The organism is Parageobacillus toebii NBRC 107807 (assembly GCF_003688615.2).
Taxonomy (GTDB): domain Bacteria; phylum Bacillota; class Bacilli; order Bacillales; family Anoxybacillaceae; genus Parageobacillus_B; species Parageobacillus_B toebii.
Genome location: NZ_CP049703.1, coordinates 2,069,154 through 2,091,020 on the forward strand (window position 1 = coordinate 2,069,154; position 21,867 = coordinate 2,091,020).

Genomic DNA, 21,867 nt, shown 5'->3' on the forward strand with positions numbered 1-21,867 from the left:
GAAAGGGGAGTATCTCCCCTTTCTTTTTTTATGCAAAATGAAGGAGTTTTTTATAATATGTAGAATAGAAATTAAGTAAGGCAAGTGGATCATTAATTTTCTGAATAGTTAGTATATTTATTTCATTATGTATATTCTTACTATTAATTCAGTAAGATAATAAAGATACTTTAGAACGATAAAGGGGGTATGGCGCTTGTACATGACGATTGGAGAAGTGTTTGCCCAGACGGTGCGGAAATTTCCGAAAAAAGAAGCGGTTGTCGATATGGCGAAGGGACGACGCTATACGTACGAACAGTGGGAAAAAGAAGTGCATCGTCTTGCGAACGCGCTTTTAGAAGCTGGTGTTCAAAAAGGGGACCGTGTATCGACCGTTTTATTCAACACATTGGAGCTTGGCACTGCATTTTTTGCCTGCGCGAAAATTGGCGCGATTTTCAACCCGATTAATTTTCGTTTGAAGTCAAGAGAAATCGCTTACATTTTAGAAGATGCGACGCCGAAAGTCGTGTTGTTTGAAAAAGCGGTCGAACCGCAAATTGCAAGCATTCATCATGAGTTCCCGCACATTTTGTTTTGGTACATCGATGATGATACGCCGTCTTATGCCGCCAACTACCACGCTCTGGTCAGCAATGCGCAAACAACAGCTCCATCGATTGAAGTGTTCGAAAGTGACATTTACGCGATGATGTATACGAGCGGAACAACCGGCAGACCAAAAGGAGTGCTGCACCGCCATCGCGATATGATTGAACAAAGCATGATTTGTAATGCGGTCATGCGCATTCGCGATGCGGACCGTGGGCTTGTCAGCGCACCGATGTTTCATTGTGCGGAGCTGCATTGCTGCTTTTTGCCGCGCGTTCACGCGGGTGCCGCGAATATCATTCTTCATCATTTTGATCCGAAGCTGGTATTAAAAACGATTGAACAAGAAAAAATTACGTTGTTGTTCGCCGCACCGACGATGTGGAATATGCTTTTGCAAGAGAATCTTAGAGCTTACGATTTATCATCGCTTCGCCTCGGATTGTACGGCGCCGCCCCAATGGCTCCTGTTCTTGTCAAGGAATGTAAAGAACGGTTGGGCATTGATCTTATTCAAGCGTACGGCATGACGGAAATGGGGCCGGCGGTGACGTTTTTGCTCGAAGATGAACAGTTGACAAAAGCCGGTTCTGCCGGGCGCGCCTGCCTAAATCATGAAGTTCGTATCGTCAAGCCGCGGGAAGATGGCCCGTCCGACCCGGATGACGTGCTTCCGCCGGGAGAAGTCGGCGAAATTATTATGAGAGGGCCGTGTATGATGGTCGGCTATTACAATCGGGAGGAAGCGACTGCAAAGGCGATGTATAAAGGCTGGTATCATTCCGGCGATTTAGGATATATGGATGAAGAGGGGTATTTGTATGTCGCGGACCGTGTCGATGACATGGTTATCAGCGGCGGGGAAAACGTTTACCCGCGTGAAGTCGAAGATGTGCTATACGAACACCCTGGCGTGCTCGATGTTGCTGTTGTCGGCGAGCCGGATGAAATATGGGGAGAAAAAGTTGTTGCGTTTGTTGTAAAGAAAGATCCGAATGTGACGGAGGAGGACTTGGAGCAATTTTGCAAAACTAGCGATCGTCTTGCTCCTTACAAGCGGCCGCGCGCATATTATTTTGTCGATGCACTGCCGAGAAACGCAAGCGGGAAAATCCAAAAGTTTTTGCTCCGCGAGCAAGTGAAAAACGCTGCCAAAAGCTGAAAGCGAGGGGATGTGATGACAGCCGCATATTTACGCGAAGAACATCACATTTTCCGTGATGCGTTTCGCAAGTTTTTAGAAAAAGAAGCATATCCATACTATTCCGAATGGGAAAAGAAAGGAATCATTCCCCGTTCGTTTTGGACGAAAATGGGAGAAAACGGATTTCTCTGCCCGTGGGTTGATGAGGAATACGGCGGTTTCAACGCTGATTTTGCGTATTCGGTAGTGATCAACGAGGAGTTAGAAAAAGTTGGGGCGAGCATGGTCGGCATCGGCTTGCATAATGATATTGTCGTTCCGTATCTTGCTTCTTACGGTACGGAAGAACAAAAACGAAAGTGGCTTCCGAAATGCGTATCCGGTGAAATCATTACCGCGATCGCGATGACCGAGCCGGGAGCGGGGTCGGATTTGGCTGGGATTTCCACAACGGCAATCAAAGATGGGGATTACTATATTGTCAACGGTCAAAAAACGTTTATTACAAACGGCATTCATGCCGATTTAGTCGTCGTTGCCTGCAAAACGAATCCAAATGCCCAACCACCCTATAAAGGTATCAGCCTTCTTGTTGTTGAGCGCGATACCCCAGGATTTACGCGCGGACGAAAGCTTGACAAAGTCGGGCTGCACGCACAAGATACGGCAGAATTGTTTTTTAATGACGCAAAAGTGCCAAAAGAAAACTTGCTTGGAGAAGAGGGAAAAGGATTCTATTACTTAATGGAAAAACTGCAGCAAGAGCGGCTTGTTGTGGCGATTGCCGCGCAAACGGCAGCGGAAGTAATGTTTGAATTGACAAAGCAGTACGTAAAGCAGCGGTCCGCATTTGGAAAACGAATTAGCGAGTTTCAAACCGTCCAATTCCGACTTGCCGAAATGGCAACGGAAATTGCCATTGGCCGGACGTTTGTCGACCGTGTCATTGAAGAGCATATGCAAGGGAAGAATGTGGTGACACATGTTTCGATGGCGAAATGGTGGATTACGGAAATGGCGAAACGAATCGCTGCAGAAAGCATGCAGTTGCATGGCGGCTATGGGTATATGGAAGAATACGAGATTGCCAGACGCTACCGAGATATTCCGGTCAGCGCGATTTACGCTGGGACGAATGAAATGATGAAAACGATTATTGCAAGAACCTTAGATTTATAGAAAGAAGGTGACGATGTGTTAGACGGAGTAACGGTCATCGATTTTTCCCACTACCTTCCCGGTCCATTCGCCAGCCTGCGTTTGGCTGATTTAGGAGCAGAAGTCATCAAAATTGAACCGAAAACGGGAGATATGATGCGTTCACTTTCGGAGGAGTGTGTGTTTCGCGCAAACAATGCAGGCAAAAAAAGCATCGCCCTTGACTTAAAAAACGAAAAAGATTTACAGACGGCAAAACAGCTGATCCAAAAGGCCGATGTCATCATCGAAAGCTTCCGTCCGGGAGTGATGAAACGGCTTGGTTTAAGTTATGAAGATGTCTCTGCAATCAACGAAACGATCATTTACTGTTCGATTAGCGGCTTCGGTCAACAGAGCAAGTATAGTTTACTTGGAAGCCACGATTTAAATTATATGGCGATTACCGGCGTGTTGGCGCAGCTAAAAGATAAAGAAGGGCGCCCTGTTCATCCGGCGGTTACGCTTGCCGATTTGATCGGGAGCATCCATGCTGTCGAACAAATCGTCGCCGCGTTATATCACCGTGAACGAACCGGAAAAGGAACGTATATTGACCTTTCGTTAGTCGATGGATTGCTTTCGATGATGACGAATCATTTTGTCATCGAGCATGATACAGGGAGAAAAAACGGCATCGATGTGCTTGCCGGCACGATCGTTTGTTACCACTTGTATGAAACGAAAGATGGGCGATATGTGAGCCTTGCGGCGCTTGAGAAAAAATTTTGGGAAAACTTTTGCCATGCTGTCGAAAAGCCAGAATGGATCTCGTATCATTATTCGCCCGCAAAAGAAGAAAATCCAATTTTTCTAGAAATTGTGCGCTTATTTCAAACGAAAACGCTTCAAGAATGGATCGAATTTAGCCAAACGGTAGATTGCTGCCTTGCTCCTGTGTTGGAAACAGATGAAGCAAAAGCATTATTTGCGGGCGACAGCTACCGGAAGATGATTCATATTGCCGGCCGGCGCATAGAAGTGGCGACCCGTTATGACGAAACATTATTACAAAAACGAAAAAAGGCGCCGTCACTGAATGAACATGGCGGCCAATTACGAAAAAAGGAGTGATGAATGATGATGAATGTGCCATTAAACATTTCGACAATGTTAGAAAGAGCGGAAATGTTCTTTCCGACTAAACAAGTCGTTTCCCGCATGAAACGTGGCATTGTCCGCCATACATATAAAGAAATCGGTGAGCGGACAAGAAGGCTTGCCAGCGTATTGACAAGTTTGGGTGTTTCCGTCGGCGACCGTGTCGGGACGTTTGCCTGGAATCATCATCGTCATTTGGAAGCGTATTTTGCGATACCAGGAATCGGCGCGGTGCTGCATACGATTAATATCCGTCTGTCGCCGCAGCATATTGCCTATATTATTAATCATGCTGACGACCGTGTATTGTTAATCGACGATGATTTGCTTCCAGCGATTGAAGCAGTGAAAGACAATATTCCAAACGTACGTGCTTTTATCATTATGACGGATGAAGCGGAACTTCCAGAAACAACGCTTTCTCCTGTTTACCATTATGAAAAATTATTGGAACAAGGAGATCCGAAATTTCCGTTTAAAAAAGATCTAGATGAATACGAGCCGGCTGGAATGTGTTATACATCAGCAACAACTGGAAATCCAAAAGGGGTTGTGTATACGCATCGCAGCACGGTACTGCACAGCATGGCGCTTGGATTAGCAGATACACTAGGATTATCGGAAAAAGACGTAGCGATGCCGGTCGTACCGATGTTCCATGTCAATGCATGGGGCATTCCATTTGCAGCGACATGGTTTGGTACTACATTAGTTATGCCTGGACCAGCATTTACGCCGAAAGTATTGGCAGAATTAATTGAAACAGAAAAAGTGACCGTGACTGCGGGAGTGCCGACTATTTGGCTCGGTTTGTTGCAAGAATTAGAAAAAGGAAACTATGATGTAAGCAGTTTAACGCGGATCGTATGCGGCGGTTCGGCGGCGCCAAAAGGAGTGATCCGCGTGTTTGAAGAAAAATACAATATCCCGTTTATCCACGCCTATGGCATGACAGAAACAAGCCCGCTCGTTCTAGTATCGCGTCTAAAAAGCTATCAGCAAGACTTATCTTATGAGGAGCAATTAGAATTGCGCGCAAAACAAGGAATTCTTGTCCCGGGTTTGGAAATGAAAGTGATTGGCAAGGACGGGGAGGTGCGCTGGGACGGAAAAGAAATGGGCGAGCTATGTTTGCGCGGTCCGTGGATTGCGGCGGAATATTATAATGACGACCGGACAAGAGAGGCGTTCCGTGACGGATGGCTGCATACAGGGGATGTCGTCAATGTCGATGAAGAAGGGTTTGTCAAAATTGTGGACCGCACGAAAGATGTGATTAAAAGCGGTGGAGAGTGGATTTCTTCCGTTGATTTAGAAAATGCGTTAATGGCGCATGAAGCGGTGTTTGAAGCAGCGGTTGTCGCTGTGCCGCATCCGAAATGGCAAGAACGCCCGATTGCATGTGTCGTTTTAAAAGAAGGAAAAACGGTGACGAAAGAAGAGCTTTATGACTTTTTGCGGCCGCAGTTTACAAAATGGTGGCTGCCGGATGACATTGTCTTTATGAAAGAAATACCAAAAACGAGCGTCGGAAAATTTTTAAAACGGAAGCTGCGTGAGGAGCTGCAAAACTATTATTCTAGTAAGAATTCTCAATAACAAATGATGTGCCATAAACGAGCGATAGACTTGAACTTTGAATGGAGGAGACGTTATGGCAAAGACGATTGCAGTGGTTGGTGCTGGATTAATGGGAAGCGGCATTGCCCAGTCGGTAGCGATGGCGAAAAAAAGCGTCCGTTTATACGATATTTCCGAAGCGGCCCTTGAGAAAGGGATTGCTTCGATTCAAAAAAGCTTGTCCCGGTTTGTAAAAGCGGGAAAATTAACCGAACAAGATGCGCAGCAAACGTTGCAACGCATTCGCACTGGCACTGATTTGCAAGAAGTGGTAGAGGGGGCGGATGTCGTCATTGAAGCGGTGCCGGAAGATTTATCGTTAAAGAAAGACGTATTTCAGAAGTTAGACCGTTATACGAAACGGGAGGCCATCTTAGCAACGAACACATCAGAATTAAGCGTGACAGCAATTGCCGCGGCGACGACAAGACCGGATAAAGTGATCGGCATGCATTGGTTTAATCCAGCCCCTGTTATGAAGCTGATTGAAATCGTTAAAGGAGAAACGACATCCGAAGAGACGGTAGCAGTTATTCAACAGTTGTCCGAAGAAATCGGCAAAGAAACGGTTATTGTCAAAGACCGACAAGGGTTTGTCACGACAAGAGCGATTGCCGCACATATGATCGAGTGCATCCGCATGTATGAAGAAGGAGTCGCATCCGCCGAGGATATTGATAAAGCGGTTCGTCTTGGATTGAACTATCCGATGGGGCCGTTGGAGCTAGCCGATATGGTCGGATTAGACACAATGCTGTTTGTTAGTGAAAATTTAACCGAAGCTTACGGAGACCGTTTCCGGGCGCCGCAAATTTTGCGCAAGCTGGTGGAAGCAGGACATTTAGGAAGAAAAACAGGAAAAGGATTTTATACGTACAACGAATAGACGAAAGGAGGAAAGGCGATGAGAGAAGTTGTCATTGTCGAAGCCGTGCGCACGCCAGTCGGCAAGCGAAACGGCGTGTTCCGCAACGTACATCCCGTTCATTTAGCGTCAACGGTGCTCAATGAAGTCGTAGAAAGAGCTGGAATCGAAAAACGGCTTGTCGAAGATATTGTGATGGGATGTGTCACGCCCATTGCAGAGCAAGGATACAATATTGGGCGGCTTGCTGCGCTGGAGGCGGGATTTCCAATCGAAGTGCCAGCCGTGCAAATCAATCGGATGTGCGGGTCAGGGCAGCAGGCAATTCATTTTGCTGCCCAAGAAATTCGCTCTGGCGATATGGATATTACGATTGCTGCCGGCGTCGAAAGCATGACGAAGGTGCCGATTTTAAGCGATGGAAACGAAAAAACGATTCCGCCGTCGCTGCATGAAAAATATGAATTTGTTCATCAAGGCATTTCCGCGGAATTAATCGCCGAAAAGTACGGGCTGACGCGCGAGCAGCTGGACGCATATGCATACGAAAGCCATCAACGCGCGATTCGGGCGCAAGAACAGGGAATATTTGATCAAGAAATCGTGCCTGTGGAAGGTTTGGATAAAGAAGGGAACGCCATAATGGTAACAAAAGATGAAGGGCCGCGTCGGGATACATCGCCAGAAGCGCTCGCTTCACTGCAGCCTGTCTTTCGTGAAAATGGAAAAATTACAGCAGGCAATGCGAGCCAAATGAGCGACGGGGCAGCTGCGGTGCTGTTGATGGAAAGAGAAACAGCAAGAAAGCTTGACGTTACGCCAAAAGCGAAAATCATTGCGCAAACAGTCGTCGGCTCCGATCCGACATATATGCTTGACGGCGTTATTCCAGCAACAAAAAAGGTGCTTCAAAAAGCGGGGTTAACGATTGATGATATCGACTTAATCGAAATTAACGAAGCGTTTGCCCCTGTTGTATTAGCGTGGCAAAAAGAAATTGGCGCTCCGCTTTCCAAAGTGAACGTAAACGGCGGCGCCATCGCGCTCGGCCACCCGTTAGGAGCGACCGGAGCGAAATTAATGACATCGCTTGTTTACGAACTCGAGCGGCGAAATGGCAAATATGGATTGCTGACGATTTGCATCGGTCACGGGATGGCTACGGCAACGATTATCGAACGATTGTAACAAAAACCGGCGCTATGAATGCGCCGGTTCTTTTCATGACTGATCCATCGATTGATTCCGCAATGAACGGTGCGGAAGTTTCCAATTATACGTGTACGATAAAATTCTTAAAAACGTGACAACAACGAACAATATATAAAGCTCGACAGGGGTGGAGGCAAGTTTTGTTCCGACCGCTATGCCGGCGACAATCGCCCATGCCGCGTAAATCTCCGCGCGAAGCACCAGCGGTTTTCTGCCGGCAAGGATGTCGCGGACAATGCCGCCGCCGCTGCCTGTGAGCACCGCGGCAACAATCACCGCGCTTAACGGATGATTCATTTTTACAGCATAAAGCGCTCCTTGAATCGCAAACGCCGAAAGGCCGAGCGCATCAAAAAAATTTCCCCATCGTTTCCAATGTGTCAATGTTTTTTGCGGAAATAAATAAACAATGGTCATGGCCAATAACGCGATAAGAAACAACGTTCCTTGCTCCCATAACGCCGATACCGGGACACCGATTAGCAAATTGCGAATGGCGCCGCCGCCAAACGCGGTAACGATGCCAAGAATATAGACGCCAAGCAAATCGTACTCTTCTTCCATCGCGACAATCGCGCCGCTAATCGCAAAGGCAATCGTGCCAATGATGCTTAACACTTCCCATGTCATACGTGCATCCCTTTCATTCTCGTTGTACGGTAACATTGTACGGTGATATAAATGGAAAATCAATCCTTCAAACTACATTCGATATGATGACAAGCTGTATGCTCGTTATAATAGCGATTTGCGGCAAGATTTGTTATGATGGATGCAGGTTGAGTTACGCTGATGGAAAGAAGGTGCTGCATTGAACGAACGTGAAAAAGTGATTTTAGTCGGATGTCAACTTCCCCATATCGATGATGAACGGTTTTTTTATTCCATGGAAGAATTAGCGTCGCTAGTGCATACCGCAAACGGCGAAGTCATCATGACCGTTACGCAAAAGCGGGAAGCGATCCATCCAGCGACATATATCGGAAAAGGAAAAGTAGAAGAACTTGCTCACCTTGTCGAACAATTAGAGACAGATGTCGTTATTTTTAATGATGAATTATCACCGAGTCAAAACCGCAACTTGTCAAGGCAGCTATCCGTACGCATTATTGACCGGACACAGCTTATTTTAGATATATTCGCGCAACGCGCACGTTCCAAAGAAGGAAAACTGCAAGTAGAGCTTGCGCAATTGCAATATTTATTGCCGCGTTTAAGCGGACAAGGAACGGAGTTGTCTCGCCTTGGCGGCGGGATCGGAACAAGAGGGCCGGGGGAAACAAAGTTAGAAACGGACCGCCGGCACATTTATCGGCGCATCAATGAAATTAAAACACAATTGAAAATGGTTGCCGAGCATCGCGAGCGATACCGGGAACGCCGCAAAAAAAATCGCGTTTTTCAAATTTCCCTTGTCGGTTATACGAACGCGGGAAAATCGACGCTGTTTAATCGCTTGACTGATGCGGATTCATTCGAAGAAAATTTATTGTTTGCCACCCTCGACCCGCTGACGAGAAAAATAACACTTCCAAGCGGCTATACCGCGCTCTTAACGGATACGGTCGGCTTTATTCAAGATTTGCCGACAACGTTAGTAGCGGCGTTTCGTTCCACGCTCGAGGAGGTAAAAGAAGCAGACTTAATTTTGCACATTGTTGATTCATCGAATCCAGATTATTACAATCATGAACAGACGGTTTACGAATTGCTTGATGAGCTGGGCGTCTCGGCCATTCCGATCGTTACCATCTACAACAAACGGGATATTGCCCATCGTAACTTTGTGCCAAGTACAAAAACAGATGCAATCATCATCAGCGCTTTTGACGCGCACGATTTACACAGGCTGCGGCAATTTATTGAAGAGACGATGATGAAGCAAATGGTTCATTATCATGTATCGATTCCGAGCAATGAGGGAAGACTGCTTGCTCAGTTAAAAGCGGAAACGATTTTACGTGAGTTGCATTATAATGAAAAAAGCGGTATGTATGAATGTAAAGGCTATATAATGCCAAAACATCCGTTATATGGACAATTGCAACAATATCAATAATAGAAAGGGTCATCATATGTTCACACAGTTACGACATGGAGAAAAAATCGCTGCACTTGTGAAAGAAATCGAAGCACAAATTGCACCAATCCACAAAGAAATTGATGAACGGATCGATATCAATCAATATCGGGTATTAGAAAGTTTTCGGCGTCATAAAGTGAGTGACAGCCATTTCATTCCATCAACAGGGTATGGATATGATGACATCGGCCGCGATACGCTCGAACAAATATATGCGGACGTATTCGGAGCTGAAGCGGGGATTGTCCGTCCGCAAATTATTTCAGGAACACATGCGATTTCCATTGCTTTATTCGGCATTCTCAGGCCAGGTGATGAGCTGCTTTATATTACCGGAAACCCATATGATACGTTAGAAGAAATTGTTGGCATTCGCGGCAGCGGTGTCGGCTCATTAAAGGAATTTCATATTCATTATCAAAGCGTGCCGCTGACAACAGAAGGCCGCGTTGACTTTGATGCCGTCAAAAACGTGATTAATGAGCGGACAAAAATGATCGGCATTCAGCGTTCGAGAGGATATGCTACGCGGCCATCATTTACGATTGAAGAAATAAGCGAAATGATCTCGTTTGTAAAAGCGATCAAGCCGGATGTCGTTGTCTTCGTTGACAATTGTTATGGCGAATTTGTCGAAGAAAAAGAACCATGCCACGTCGGTGCAGACTTAATGGCGGGATCGTTGATTAAAAATCCCGGCGGAGGAATTGCGAAAACGGGAGGCTATATCGTTGGAAAAAAAGAATATGTGCAGGCATGCTCGTATCGCATGACCTCTCCGGGCATCGGCGCCGAAGCGGGTCCGACTTTATATAGCTTACATGAAATGTATCAAGGGTTTTTCTTAGCTCCTCATATCGTTGGCCAAGCGTTAAAAGGAGCGGTTTTTACAGCGGCGATGCTTGAGCGAATTGGTTTAAACACGCAGCCGTCTTGGGATGCGAAGCGGACGGATTTAGTTCAGTCAGTACAATTTGAGGATCCGGAACAAATGATCGCGTTTTGCCAAGCGATACAATTTTCCTCTCCGGTAAACGCACATTTTACTCCGTACCCAAGCTATATGCCCGGCTATGAAGACGACGTCATTATGGCGGCAGGAACGTTTATTCAAGGAGCGAGCATTGAATTAACTGCGGACGGTCCGATTCGGCCTCCATATGTTGCTTATGTACAAGGAGGATTAACGTACTCTCATGTGAAAATCGCTATTTGTACGGCGATTGATCAGTTAATGGAAAAACAATTACTTTCTTTGTAAGGAAATCTAACATTTCATTGACATATATTCTAACGTGATGTAAAATAAATTATCATAAGCGAGGAGGAATTGGCATGAATAGCAACATTCGTCGTTCCATGCCATTGTTTCCGATTGGGATAGTGATGCAATTAACAGAATTGTCTGCTCGTCAAATCCGTTATTACGAGGAGCATGGCCTTGTTTCTCCAGCGCGTACAGAAGGGAATCGCCGTTTATTTTCACTAAACGATATCGATCGCCTTCTTGAAATTAAAGACCTGATTGATCAAGGAGTAAACTTGGCTGGCATCAAGCAAATTTTTGCAGCGCGACAATCGGATAAGAATAAAGAACAAACAGAAAAAGTGGAAAAAATGGAAAAAATGGTGAACCAAAGATTATCCGATGAGGAATTGCGTGAAATTTTGCGAACGGAACTCATGCAAGCAGGCCGGTTTCATCGTGCATCACTACGCCAAGGAGATCTCGCTCGCTTCTTTCATTAATAGTCGTTCGTCATAAAAATTGGGAGCCGGGGAGGAGTTTAGAAATGGCAAAGTACACAAGAGAAGATATTATGCGCATCGTCAAAGAAGAAAACGTCAAGTATATCCGTCTGCAATTTACCGATATTCTTGGCACCGTCAAAAACGTGGAAATTCCAATCAGCCAGCTAGAAAAAGCGCTAGACAATAAAATGATGTTCGACGGTTCTTCGATCGAAGGATTTGTCCGTATCGAAGAATCGGATATGTACTTATATCCTGATTTAGATACGTTCGTTATTTTCCCATGGACGGCGGGAAAAGGAAAAGTAGCCCGCTTTATTTGTGACATCTATAAGGCTGATGGTACTCCGTTTGAAGGGTGTCCGCGCTATAACTTAAAGCGGATGTTAAAAGAGATGGAAGCGCTTGGATTTACCGCTTTCAATCTAGGTGCAGAACCAGAATTCTTCCTGTTTAAACTCGATGAAAATGGGCGTCCTACCCTTGAATTGAACGACCAAGGCGGTTATTTTGACTTGGCGCCAACCGACTTAGGAGAAAACTGCCGTCGTGATATCGTTCTCGAATTAGAAGAAATGGGATTTGAAATTGAAGCTTCGCACCATGAAGTGGCGCCTGGCCAGCACGAAATTGACTTTAAATACGCAGATGCGGTAAAAGCGTGTGACGACATTCAAACATTTAAGCTTGTTGTCAAAACCATTGCACGCAAACACGGTCTTCACGCAACATTTATGCCAAAACCGATCTTCGGCATTAACGGTTCTGGAATGCACTGCAATTTATCTTTATTTAGAAATAATGAAAACGCGTTTTTCGATCCAAATGGCGACTTGCAATTAAGCGATACGGCGCGTCAATTTATTGCTGGTGTGCTGAAACATGCGCCAAACTTTACGGCAGTGACAAATCCAACGGTGAACTCATACAAACGTCTTGTTCCTGGATATGAAGCGCCGTGTTATGTTGCATGGTCCGCTCGCAACCGCAGCCCGCTGATCCGTATTCCAGCTTCACGGGGAATGAGCACGCGCATTGAGGTGCGCAGCGTGGATCCATCGGCCAACCCTTATTTGGCAATGGCGGTATTGTTAGCAGCTGGACTAGACGGAATTAAAAACAAATTAACTCCTCCGGCTCCAGTGGACCGCAACATTTACGTGATGACAAAAGAAGAACGCCTAGAAGAAGGAATTGTTGACTTGCCAGCGACATTGGCGGAAGCGCTCGAAAACTTAAAATCGGATGAAGTAATCGTTCAAGCGCTCGGAAAACATTTATTCGAACATTTCGTCGAAGCGAAAGAAATCGAATGGGATATGTTCCGAACTGCTGTTCATCAATGGGAACGCGATCAATATATGGAACTCTATTAAAAGGCAAAAGGCTATCTCGCATGAAGCGAGATAGCCTTTGTTTGTATAAATGTTTAGTGAATGACGCGATAGACGCCGATTACTTTGCCGAGAATCGTGCAATCGCGGACGATAATTGGTTCTAAATTAGAGTTTTCCGGCTGCAGGCGAATATGATCTTTCTCTTTAAAAAACCGCTTTACCGTTGCCTCATTGTCTTCCGTCATTGCTACAACGATATCTCCGTTATCCGCGGATTGCTGTTGGCGCACAATCACATAATCTCCATCTAAAATACCTGCTTCAATCATGCTGTCTCCCATCACTTCAAGCATAAAAACGTGATCTCCCGATGAAACGAGCCGTTTCGGCAGCGGAAAATAATCTTCAATGTTTTCAATGGCTGTAATCGGCTGACCGGCCGTCACTTTGCCGATGATCGGCACGGAGATGACATCGTCTGTTTGATTGGAAGCAGAAAAATCTGCATCCAAAATTTCAATGGCTCGCGGCTTTGTTGGATCGCGGCGAATATATCCTTTGCTTTCGAGACGTGCTAAATGCCCGTGTACGGTGGAGCTGGAAGCAAGTCCGACTGCCTCGCCGATTTCGCGGACAGAAGGAGGGTAGCCCTTTGTTTTTACTTCTTTTTTAATAAAATCCAAAATTTGCTGTTGCCGCTTTGATAGTTTCGTCATCCTACACACCTCTTACCACATCATTTGTTTACATTATAGCATGCAGGCATTAAAAAAACAAACATAAGTTCGAAATTTATATTGACACAAACAAATGTTCTTCATTATAATGAGGATAAAACCGAACAAACATTCTTAAGGGGTGGGATAACATGAAACGCATGTTTGTGCATTATATTATTTTTTCGGCGCTCTTATTGATGGTAATTGGGGCATTTTTATACGCGAATAAACCGCTCGAAAAAGACAAATATATGGAAATTACGGTCGCATCGGGAGACACGCTATGGAAGCTGGCAAAGGAATATGAAGGACAACATCAACTTTCGACAACGGAATTTATTAACTGGGTGATCGATGTCAATCATTTGTCAAGCCAGCGAATTGTCGCCGGTGAAAAAATCGTTATTCCTGTGTTAAAATCAAAAGAAGACAAATCGTTAGTCGTCAGCAAATAAAATCATGGAGTGGTTAAAGTGAAAGCGGTTATTTACTGTCGTGTCAGCACAGATAAAGGAGAGCAGGAGACATCGCTGGAACGCCAAAGAGAAGAACTGGAGCTTCTTGCAGAAAAGCACGGCTTTGAAGTAGTGAAAGTCATTATGGAACAAGCAAGCGGCTATGAAGTAGACAGAGACGGTGTGTTTGACTTGCTTTCCACATTGAAAGAGCAGCGGATTGATGCGCTTCTTATTCAAGATGAAACAAGATTGGGACGCGGCCATGCAAGAATCGCACTTCTCCACTGCATTCAAAAAGAGGGAGTAAAAATATATACGATCACCCATAACGGTGAAATGCAGCTATCAGAGGCGGATTCGATGGTATTAAACATTCTTAGCATCGTCGAAGAGTATCAGCGGAAAATACATAATTTAAAAATTAAGCGCGGAATGAGGCGGGCGATTGAGCAGGGGTACCGGCCTGAGCAAAATTTAAAGCACATTGGCGAAAATGCTGGGAGGGAGCGAATCGATCTCCCTGTTGAAGAAATCGTCCGCCTGCGCCATAACGGTTTGACGTTTGCGGAAATTGCTGCGACATTGCGCGGGTTTGGTTACGATGTTTCGAAAGCGACCGTTCACCGCCGCTATCGAGAATATGTGGATTCTCATTCATCGTCCATATGAAAGCATCGTTAATAAACAATCTTTTTCGTTGCTTTTTTATATAAAGATGCATCCGTTCTTCGTTTGCGGCGGATCTTTTTGCATTCATGGATTTTAAACGTCTTGTCGCAATATGCCCAAGCGTGCGATGAAGCAAGATAGTTGCGATTTCTATTTATGTCCTATAAGATGAGAGCGTAACAATACAATAATAGGTGGAGGCAAACATGTTATCAAAGCAAAAAATGGCACGAATTAACGAGTTGGCCAAAAAGGCGAAATCATCCGGTTTAACAAAGGAAGAAGCGCTTGAACAGCAGCAGCTTCGCCGCGAATACATCCAAGTGTTTCGCAAAGCGATGGAGGATATGTTGCATTCCGTAACGGTTATCGATCCCAATGGCAATGATGTGACACCAAAAAAATTAAAAGAAAGTCAAAAAAGCCGGTTGCATTAAAAGGCAAAAGAAAGCATCTTAAACATAAAGATGCTTTCTTTTATAAACTAAAGAAATAAGTTGTACATTTCCTTTCATTTTCTATATGATAGAATTGATACTACGTTGATGAAAGGATGAAAAACATGACGCATACAATCGAAGAATTAGCGATTACGACGATTCGAACATTGTCGATTGATGCCATCGAGAAAGCGAAATCCGGTCATCCAGGAATGCCGATGGGAGCGGCACCGATGGCATATACACTTTGGACGAAATTTATGAATCACAATCCAAGCAATCCGAAATGGTTTAACCGCGACAGATTCGTGTTATCCGCAGGGCATGGATCGATGCTGTTATACAGCTTGCTTCATTTAAGCGGTTACGATGTTTCCATGGAAGATATTAAACAATTCCGCCAATGGGGCAGCAAAACGCCAGGACATCCAGAATATGGCCATACACCAGGGGTAGAAGCAACGACTGGTCCGCTTGGTCAGGGGATTGCGATGGCCGTTGGTATGGCAATGGCAGAGCGCCATTTAGCAGCTACATATAACCGAGAAAATTTTGAAATTATAAACCACTACACATATGCGATTTGCGGCGATGGCGACTTAATGGAAGGGGTTGCCTCTGAAGCAGCGTCATTAGCTGGACATTTAAAACTCGGCCGCCTTATCGTTCTTTATGACTCGAACGATATTTCGCTTGACGGAGAATTAAACCTTTCCTTTTCTGAAAATGTAGAACAGCGCTTTAAAGCGTACGGCTGGCAATATTTGCGCGTAGAAGATGGAAATAATATTGAGGAAATCGCTAAAGCCATTGAAGAAGCGAAAGCGGACACGACTCGTCCGACATTGATTGAAGTGAAAACGACCATTGGCTACGGTTCGCCAAATAAAGCCGGAACATCTAACGTACACGGCGCTCCGCTTGGGGCGGAAGAGTTAAAACTTACGAAAGAAGCGTATAAATGGACATTTGAAGAAGATTTTTACGTTCCGCAAGAAGTATATGATCACTTCCGTCAAGTAGTAAAAGAAGCGGGAGAGAAAAAAGAAGCGGAATGGAATGAACTATTTGCCCAATACGAAAAAGCGTATCCGGATTTGGCGAAACAATTGAAATTAGCGATGAACGGAGAACTTCCAGAAGGATGGGAAAAAGCTCTTCCGGTATATGAAGAAGGAAAAAGCCTGGCAACACGCGCATCTTCTGGAGAAGTGCTAAACGCAATTGCTAAAGCGGTTCCGCAATTGATCGGCGGTTCAGCCGACCTTGCAAGTTCCAATAAAACATTAATTAAAGGCGCCGGAAACTTTACTCCAGAAAGCTATGAAGGGCGAAACATTTGGTTTGGCGTGCGTGAATTTGCGATGGGCGCAGCAATGAACGGAATGGCATTACATGGCGGTCTAAAAGTATTCGGCGGTACGTTCTTTGTTTTCTCTGATTATTTGCGTCCTGCCATCCGTCTCGCTGCATTAATGGGCTTGCCAGTGACGTACGTTCTTACGCATGACAGCATCGCTGTTGGCGAAGACGGGCCGACGCATGAGCCAATTGAGCATTTGCCATCGTTGCGCGCGATGCCGAATTTATCAGTCATTCGCCCGGCTGATGCGAATGAAACGGCGGCTGCATGGCGTTTAGCCGTAGAGTCAACCGATCAACCGACCGCATTAGTGTTAACGCGGCAAAATGTCCCGACATTGCCGAATACGGCAGAACGGGCATACGAGGGCGTGAAAAAAGGTGCTTATGTCCTATCTGAGGCGAAAAACGGCAATCCAGAAGCATTATTGCTTGCGTCTGGATCTGAGGTAAGCCTTGCGGTGAAAGCACAACAAGCATTAGCGGAAGAAGGCATTCACGTTTCTGTCATCAGCATGCCATCATGGGATCGTTTTGAAAAACAACCGGATGAGTATAAACAACAAGTGCTTCCGCGTACAGTGAAAAAACGTTTAGCGATTGAAATGGCAGCTTCGCTCGGCTGGGAGCGTTATGTCGGTGATGAAGGCGATATTTTAGCGATCGACCGCTTCGGAGCTTCCGCACCAGGAGAAAAAATCATGGAAGAGTACGGATTTACAGTAGAAAATGTGGTCAAACGAGTAAAAGCATTGCTTGGCAAATAACAAGAAAAAGCTGTCTTCGCCTTTTTTGGTGAAGACAGCTTTTGTTATGTGAAAAATCGACAATGTTAGCAAAAAAATTTTCCGTTAATAGACATATTTTTCCCTTTTGTTTTCTTATAATAGAAATAAACGAATAGAAGGAACGGGGGATGGGAAATGGTACGCTATTGGATTTATTTGCTAAATGAGGAAGTGGCAAGCTATTATCGCGATCGTACGGAAAAGATTGTCGGGCTATTGCGTGAGCATCAATGCGCGAAAGCGCCGTTGAAAAGCATTTGCCGAAAACAAGTCGAATTTATTACCGAACGGTTATCGTTTTCCCGATTGGAATTAGGATTGAAACAATATTTTGCCGGCAGCGTCGGCAAAAATTTAGAGCGAAATATGTTTATATTGAAAAATGAAATCGGGGATGAAGCGCTGCTTATCGTGCAAAAGCGCCGCCTGCTTCTCGTCACCGACAGTTCATCGATCGCTGACGACATTTGCCGCGCGCTTGCGCAAATTTCCCCTTCTTTTTTAGCGGTCGGCGCCGATTTTGACGACTATGGTTGGCTGACTCCGTTGATGGACGGAAGAAAATTTGCGTAAATAAAAGATTTTTGTAAGGAAATATTGTATAATACCACATGGTTTAGTACACTGTTAGATAGACAACATGAAGGAGGAAGTAATAGTATGTGGACAACGATTCTCGTTGGTGTTCTAGCGCTTATTGCAGGAACAGCGCTAGGATTTTTCATTGCCCGTAAAACGATGATGAACTATTTAAAGAAAAACCCGCCAATTAATGAACAAATGATTCGGATGATGATGATGCAAATGGGGATGACACCATCCCAGAAAAAAATTAATCAAATGATGAAAATGATGAACAATCAGCTAAAATAAACACGGACAGGCACTCGGAACGGAGTGTCTTTTTATTTTAAATAAACTTCCAAAATTTTTTTATTTTTGCTACAATAATATAACGCATTTTACGTGACGATGGGAGAGGTTCGATGACGGTATTTCGTGATTTATTTTGGTTTTTTCGTCAGGAGAAAAAAGCATATATAACAGGAATTATTGTACTTTTGATCGTTGCTTTTTTCGAAACGATTCCGCCGAAAGTCATCGGAATTATGATTGATCATATAAAAGAAGGAACGATTACAAAAGCAATTCTCATTCGCTGGATGGTTACTTTGCTTGTTGTTGCCATCGTCCTATATGTATTGCGTTATTGGTGGCGCATTTTAATTTTTGGTTCGGCTGTGAAGTTATCGCGGCAGCTTCGCAATGAGCTGTATGCCCATTTTACGAAAATGTCGCCGTCTTTTTACCAACGGAAACGTATCGGTGATTTAATGGCACATGCGACAAACGATTTACAAGCAATTCAACAAACAGCTGGAATCGGGATATTGACGCTTGTCGATTCATTGGCGTTAGGCAGTTTCGTGCTGGCGACGATGGCATTTACGATAAGTTGGAAATTAACGATCATTAGCTTATTGCCGATGCCGATTATGGCGATTGCGACAAGCCGCTATGGCACGCTTCTGCATCAGCGGTTTTTAAAGGCGCAGGAAGCATTTTCTTCCTTAAACGATAAAGTACAAGAAAGCATAAGTGGAATTCGTGTAATCAAAGCGTTTGGCTATGAGCAAGACGACATTGAATCATTTCGCAAGCAGTCGGAAGATGTCGTTTCGAAAAACATGGCGGTTGCGAGAATCGATGCTCTATTTGACCCGACGATTTCATTGATCGTTGGCATTTCGTTTTTCTTAGCCGTTACGTTCGGCGCAAAAATGGTCCTTGCCGGTGAATTAACCATCGGCAAGCTCGTATCGTTTACGACGTATCTCGGTTTGTTAATTTGGCCGATGTTGGCGTTTGGTTGGCTGTTTAACATTGTCGAGCGCGGGCGGGCATCGTATGACCGTGTCCGAGCGCTGCTTGACGAGAAAGAGGAAATTCAAGAGGCGGAAAATGCGATTGCTGCCCCTCCAACAGGGGATATTGTTTACGATATTCAACAATTTACGTATCCGAATGAAGAAAAACCTGTTTTACGGAATATTCGCTTTCACTTACGGCGTGGTCAGACGCTTGGCATCGTCGGAAAGACCGGGGCAGGAAAGACGACGCTGCTTAAGCTATTGATTCGCGAGTTTGATCAATACGATGGGGAAATTCGTTTCGGAGATCACGAAATTAGCGAATATACATTACATGCGCTTCGTTCGTCGATTGGCTATGTACCGCAAGACCATTTTTTGTTTTCTGCTACGGTGCGGGAAAATATTGCGTTTGCCTGCCCGGAAGCGAGTGAAGAAGATGTGATAAAAGCGGCAAAATTAGCGAATATTCACGAGGATATCGAACAGTTTGCCGACGGCTATGAAACAATTGTTGGGGAAAGAGGAGTTTCGCTTTCCGGCGGACAAAAGCAGCGCATTTCGATCGCTCGTGCTTTACTTTTAAATCCGGAAGTGCTTATTTTAGATGATTCGTTATCAGCGGTGGATGCTAAAACGGAAGAGCGGATTTTGACAGCTTTAAAAGAAAATCGCGGTGGAAAAACGACGATTATTACCGCACATCGGCTTAGCGCGATTCAGCACGCTGATTTAATTCTTGTGTTAGAAGAAGGGTGCATCGCGCAAATGGGAACACACGAAGAACTAATGAGAGAAGGCGGCTGGTACCGCAATATGTATGAACGGCAGCAGCTTGAGTCATTAGTGGAACAGGGAGGGCAAGTATGGAAAATAAATCGTTAACACCAAAAGAACAACGGCAAGTTTTATGGAGATTGTTATCGTACATGAAATTATACAAACAAGATACCATGCTTGCCTTTATATTGCTTGTGCTGGCAACGGCCGGAGAACTCATCGGACCGTATTTAGTGAAAATATTTATCGACGATTATTTAACACCGCAGCGCCTTGATTTTGAGCCACTATTTTGGCTTTCGGCAGCATATATCGGTGTTTTGCTCCTTAAAACGATCATTTCCTACTTTCAACTCGTTAAATTTCAAGAACTGGCGTTAAAGGTTATCCAGGCGCTAAGGATGGACGTGTTTACGAAAGTGCACGAGCTCGGGATGCGCTATTTTGATCAGACGCCAGGCGGAAGCATTGTGTCACGCGTGACGAACGATACGGAAGCGATCAAAGACATGTTTGTTAGTGTACTTGCCGCTTTTATTCAAAATGGCGTATTTGTGATTGGCGTATTTATTGCGATGTTTGCGTTAAACGTACAACTAGCCGTATATTGTTTATTTATCTTGCCGGTTATTATTTGGATTATGAAATTGTATCGTCATTACAGCTCGATTTTTTATAAAGACATGCGTGAACGTCTCAGCGAATTAAATGCGAAACTAAACGAATCGTTGCAAGGGATGGCAGTTATTCAAGTGTTTCGCCAGCAAAAACGGCTTCGCGAAGAATTCTCGCAAATTAACGACAAACATTACGCCGCAGGCATGAAAAATATTAAAATCGACGGTTTGTTATTGCGTCCTGCGATCGATTTCGTTTACATCGTATCGATTATGGTTGTTCTTAGCTTTTTTGGAATTTCCGCGATGGAAAGCCCGGTGGAGATCGGGGTGTTGTATGCGTTTGTCAACTATTTGGAGCGTTTTTTTGAACCAGTGACGCAAATGATGATGCGTCTTTCCCTATATCAGCAGGCAATCGTTTCCGCTTCACGCGTATTTGCGCTTCTTGATCATGAAGAGTTGGCGCCGAAGAACGCGGAAAAATCGAAAGCATCGATTACAGAAGGTAAGATTGAGTTTCGCGATGTTAGTTTTTCGTATGACGGAAAACGGGATGTGCTCAAGCATATTTCGTTTGCCGCCAAACCAGGTGAGACCGTTGCGCTTGTTGGTCATACCGGCAGCGGAAAAAGCTCGATTATTAATTTGTTAATGCGGTTTTACGAATTTGACCGCGGTGATATTCTCATTGATGGTGTATCGATTCGCGATTACACGAAGGAAGAGCTCCGTAAAAATATCGGCCTCGTTCTACAAGATCCATTTTTGTTTTATGGAACCATTAAAGACAACATTCGCATGTACAACCAATCTTTAACGGATGAACAGGTGAAAAGCGCTGCTCGTTTCGTGCAGGCGGACTCATTTATTGAAAAACTTCCGGACAAATACGATCACAAAGTAGTAGAAAGAGGATCTACTTTTTCTAGTGGGCAGCGGCAGTTAATTTCGTTTGCCCGAACCATTGCGGCAAATCCAAAAATACTCGTATTGGATGAAGCGACTGCCAATATCGATACAGAAACAGAAGAAGCGATCCAAGAAGCGCTCGCAAAAATGCGGAAAGGTCGAACGACGATTGCGATTGCCCACCGTCTTTCCACGATTCAAGATGCTGACCAAATTCTCGTCCTTCATCGCGGGGAAATTGTGGAGAGGGGAACACATCAAGAGTTGCTAGCACAAAAAGGGTTATATTATAAAATGTATTTATTGCAAAACGGACTAATAGATGTCGAAGAATATGCGTAAAAAA

The 21,867-nt window shown here is 44.7% G+C and carries 20 protein-coding genes; 18 read left to right on the forward strand and 2 right to left on the reverse strand.

Annotation, left to right across the window (positions count from 1 at the left end; translation table 11 throughout):
* The first annotated feature begins 196 nt into the window (after positions 1 to 196).
* From DER53_RS10690 to DER53_RS10715, 6 genes are read left to right on the forward strand one after another with little or no spacing between them, the layout of a single operon-like run.
* Positions 197 to 1,756 (forward strand): fatty acid--CoA ligase, encoded by a 1,560-nt coding sequence (locus DER53_RS10690; protein ID WP_062753292.1) that lies wholly within the window; start codon positions 197 to 199, stop codon positions 1,754 to 1,756.
* A 15-nt stretch (positions 1,757 to 1,771) separates the two neighbouring features.
* The gene (locus DER53_RS10695; RefSeq protein ID WP_062753290.1) at positions 1,772 to 2,917 is read left to right on the forward strand and encodes an acyl-CoA dehydrogenase family protein; all 1,146 of its coding nucleotides are present in this window, start codon (positions 1,772 to 1,774) and stop codon (positions 2,915 to 2,917) included.
* Positions 2,918 to 2,932: 15 nt separating this feature from the next.
* Positions 2,933 to 4,009 carry a CaiB/BaiF CoA transferase family protein gene (locus tag DER53_RS10700; RefSeq protein ID WP_062753289.1) on the forward strand — a complete coding sequence of 359 codons (1,077 nt, stop codon included), beginning with the start codon at positions 2,933 to 2,935 and terminating at the stop codon, positions 4,007 to 4,009.
* A gap of 6 nt (positions 4,010 to 4,015) precedes the next feature.
* Entirely contained in the window at positions 4,016 to 5,635 is a 1,620-nt protein-coding gene (locus tag DER53_RS10705) for a long-chain fatty acid--CoA ligase (RefSeq protein WP_062753287.1), read from the forward strand.
* Positions 5,636 to 5,690: 55 nt separating this feature from the next.
* Positions 5,691 to 6,542: a 3-hydroxyacyl-CoA dehydrogenase family protein gene (locus DER53_RS10710; RefSeq protein ID WP_062753286.1), complete on the forward strand. Its 852-nt coding sequence runs from the start codon at positions 5,691 to 5,693 to the stop codon at positions 6,540 to 6,542.
* An 18-nt stretch (positions 6,543 to 6,560) separates the two neighbouring features.
* Positions 6,561 to 7,709: a thiolase family protein gene (locus tag DER53_RS10715; protein ID WP_062753284.1), complete on the forward strand. Its 1,149-nt coding sequence runs from the start codon at positions 6,561 to 6,563 to the stop codon at positions 7,707 to 7,709.
* A gap of 33 nt (positions 7,710 to 7,742) precedes the next feature.
* Here DER53_RS10715 and DER53_RS10720 read toward each other — a convergent pair whose 3' ends face one another.
* Entirely contained in the window at positions 7,743 to 8,363 is a 621-nt protein-coding gene (locus tag DER53_RS10720) for a trimeric intracellular cation channel family protein (RefSeq protein WP_062753282.1), read from the reverse strand.
* Positions 8,364 to 8,544: 181 nt separating this feature from the next.
* On the opposite strand from DER53_RS10720, the gene hflX reads away from it, so the two are divergent.
* The 4 genes from hflX (at position 8,545) to glnA (ending at position 12,944) form a co-directional block, all read left to right on the forward strand.
* Positions 8,545 to 9,792 (forward strand): GTPase HflX, encoded by a 1,248-nt coding sequence (gene hflX / locus DER53_RS10725; protein ID WP_062753280.1) that lies wholly within the window; start codon positions 8,545 to 8,547, stop codon positions 9,790 to 9,792.
* Positions 9,793 to 9,808: 16 nt separating this feature from the next.
* A complete protein-coding gene (locus DER53_RS10730; protein WP_062753278.1) occupies positions 9,809 to 11,077 on the forward strand; it encodes a methionine gamma-lyase family protein in 1,269 nt (422 codons plus the stop codon).
* A gap of 74 nt (positions 11,078 to 11,151) precedes the next feature.
* Positions 11,152 to 11,565 carry a MerR family transcriptional regulator gene (locus DER53_RS10735; protein WP_062753276.1) on the forward strand — a complete coding sequence of 138 codons (414 nt, stop codon included), beginning with the start codon at positions 11,152 to 11,154 and terminating at the stop codon, positions 11,563 to 11,565.
* A gap of 44 nt (positions 11,566 to 11,609) precedes the next feature.
* A complete protein-coding gene (gene glnA / locus DER53_RS10740) occupies positions 11,610 to 12,944 on the forward strand; it encodes a type I glutamate--ammonia ligase (RefSeq protein ID WP_062753275.1) in 1,335 nt (444 codons plus the stop codon).
* A 53-nt stretch (positions 12,945 to 12,997) separates the two neighbouring features.
* Here glnA and lexA read toward each other — a convergent pair whose 3' ends face one another.
* Positions 12,998 to 13,621: a transcriptional repressor LexA gene (gene lexA / locus DER53_RS10745; protein WP_062753273.1), complete on the reverse strand. Its 624-nt coding sequence runs from the start codon at positions 13,619 to 13,621 to the stop codon at positions 12,998 to 13,000.
* A gap of 152 nt (positions 13,622 to 13,773) precedes the next feature.
* Between lexA and yneA the strand changes: the two genes are divergently transcribed.
* The 8 genes from yneA to DER53_RS10785 all read left to right on the forward strand — a co-directional run bounded on the left by yneA (position 13,774) and on the right by DER53_RS10785 (position 21,863).
* Positions 13,774 to 14,079, forward strand: coding sequence for a cell division suppressor protein YneA (gene yneA, locus DER53_RS10750; protein ID WP_062753271.1), 306 nt, complete (start codon positions 13,774 to 13,776; stop codon positions 14,077 to 14,079).
* Between the two features lie 18 nt (positions 14,080 to 14,097).
* Positions 14,098 to 14,751 (forward strand): YneB family resolvase-like protein, encoded by a 654-nt coding sequence (locus DER53_RS10755; RefSeq protein ID WP_062753270.1) that lies wholly within the window; start codon positions 14,098 to 14,100, stop codon positions 14,749 to 14,751.
* A gap of 206 nt (positions 14,752 to 14,957) precedes the next feature.
* Complete coding sequence (locus DER53_RS10760; RefSeq protein ID WP_015863564.1) at positions 14,958 to 15,188, forward strand: DUF896 domain-containing protein; 231 nt, start codon at positions 14,958 to 14,960, stop codon at positions 15,186 to 15,188.
* Positions 15,189 to 15,313: 125 nt separating this feature from the next.
* On the forward strand, positions 15,314 to 17,320 hold the full coding sequence (tkt, locus tag DER53_RS10765) for a transketolase (protein WP_062677511.1): 2,007 nt from the start codon (positions 15,314 to 15,316) through the stop codon (positions 17,318 to 17,320).
* A 156-nt stretch (positions 17,321 to 17,476) separates the two neighbouring features.
* Entirely contained in the window at positions 17,477 to 17,914 is a 438-nt protein-coding gene (gene sirA, locus DER53_RS10770; protein WP_015863567.1) for a sporulation inhibitor of replication protein SirA, read from the forward strand.
* Positions 17,915 to 18,001: 87 nt separating this feature from the next.
* Positions 18,002 to 18,214, forward strand: a complete 213-nt coding sequence (locus DER53_RS10775) for a YneF family protein (RefSeq protein ID WP_015863568.1) — start codon at positions 18,002 to 18,004, stop codon at positions 18,212 to 18,214.
* 113 nt (positions 18,215 to 18,327) lie between these two features.
* Positions 18,328 to 20,097 carry an ABC transporter transmembrane domain-containing protein gene (locus tag DER53_RS10780; protein WP_062753268.1) on the forward strand — a complete coding sequence of 590 codons (1,770 nt, stop codon included), beginning with the start codon at positions 18,328 to 18,330 and terminating at the stop codon, positions 20,095 to 20,097.
* Positions 20,079 to 21,863 carry an ABC transporter ATP-binding protein gene (locus DER53_RS10785; protein ID WP_062753267.1) on the forward strand — a complete coding sequence of 595 codons (1,785 nt, stop codon included), beginning with the start codon at positions 20,079 to 20,081 and terminating at the stop codon, positions 21,861 to 21,863. Before DER53_RS10780 ends, DER53_RS10785 begins: the two co-directional genes overlap by 19 nt.
* Positions 21,864 to 21,867 lie beyond the last annotated feature (4 nt).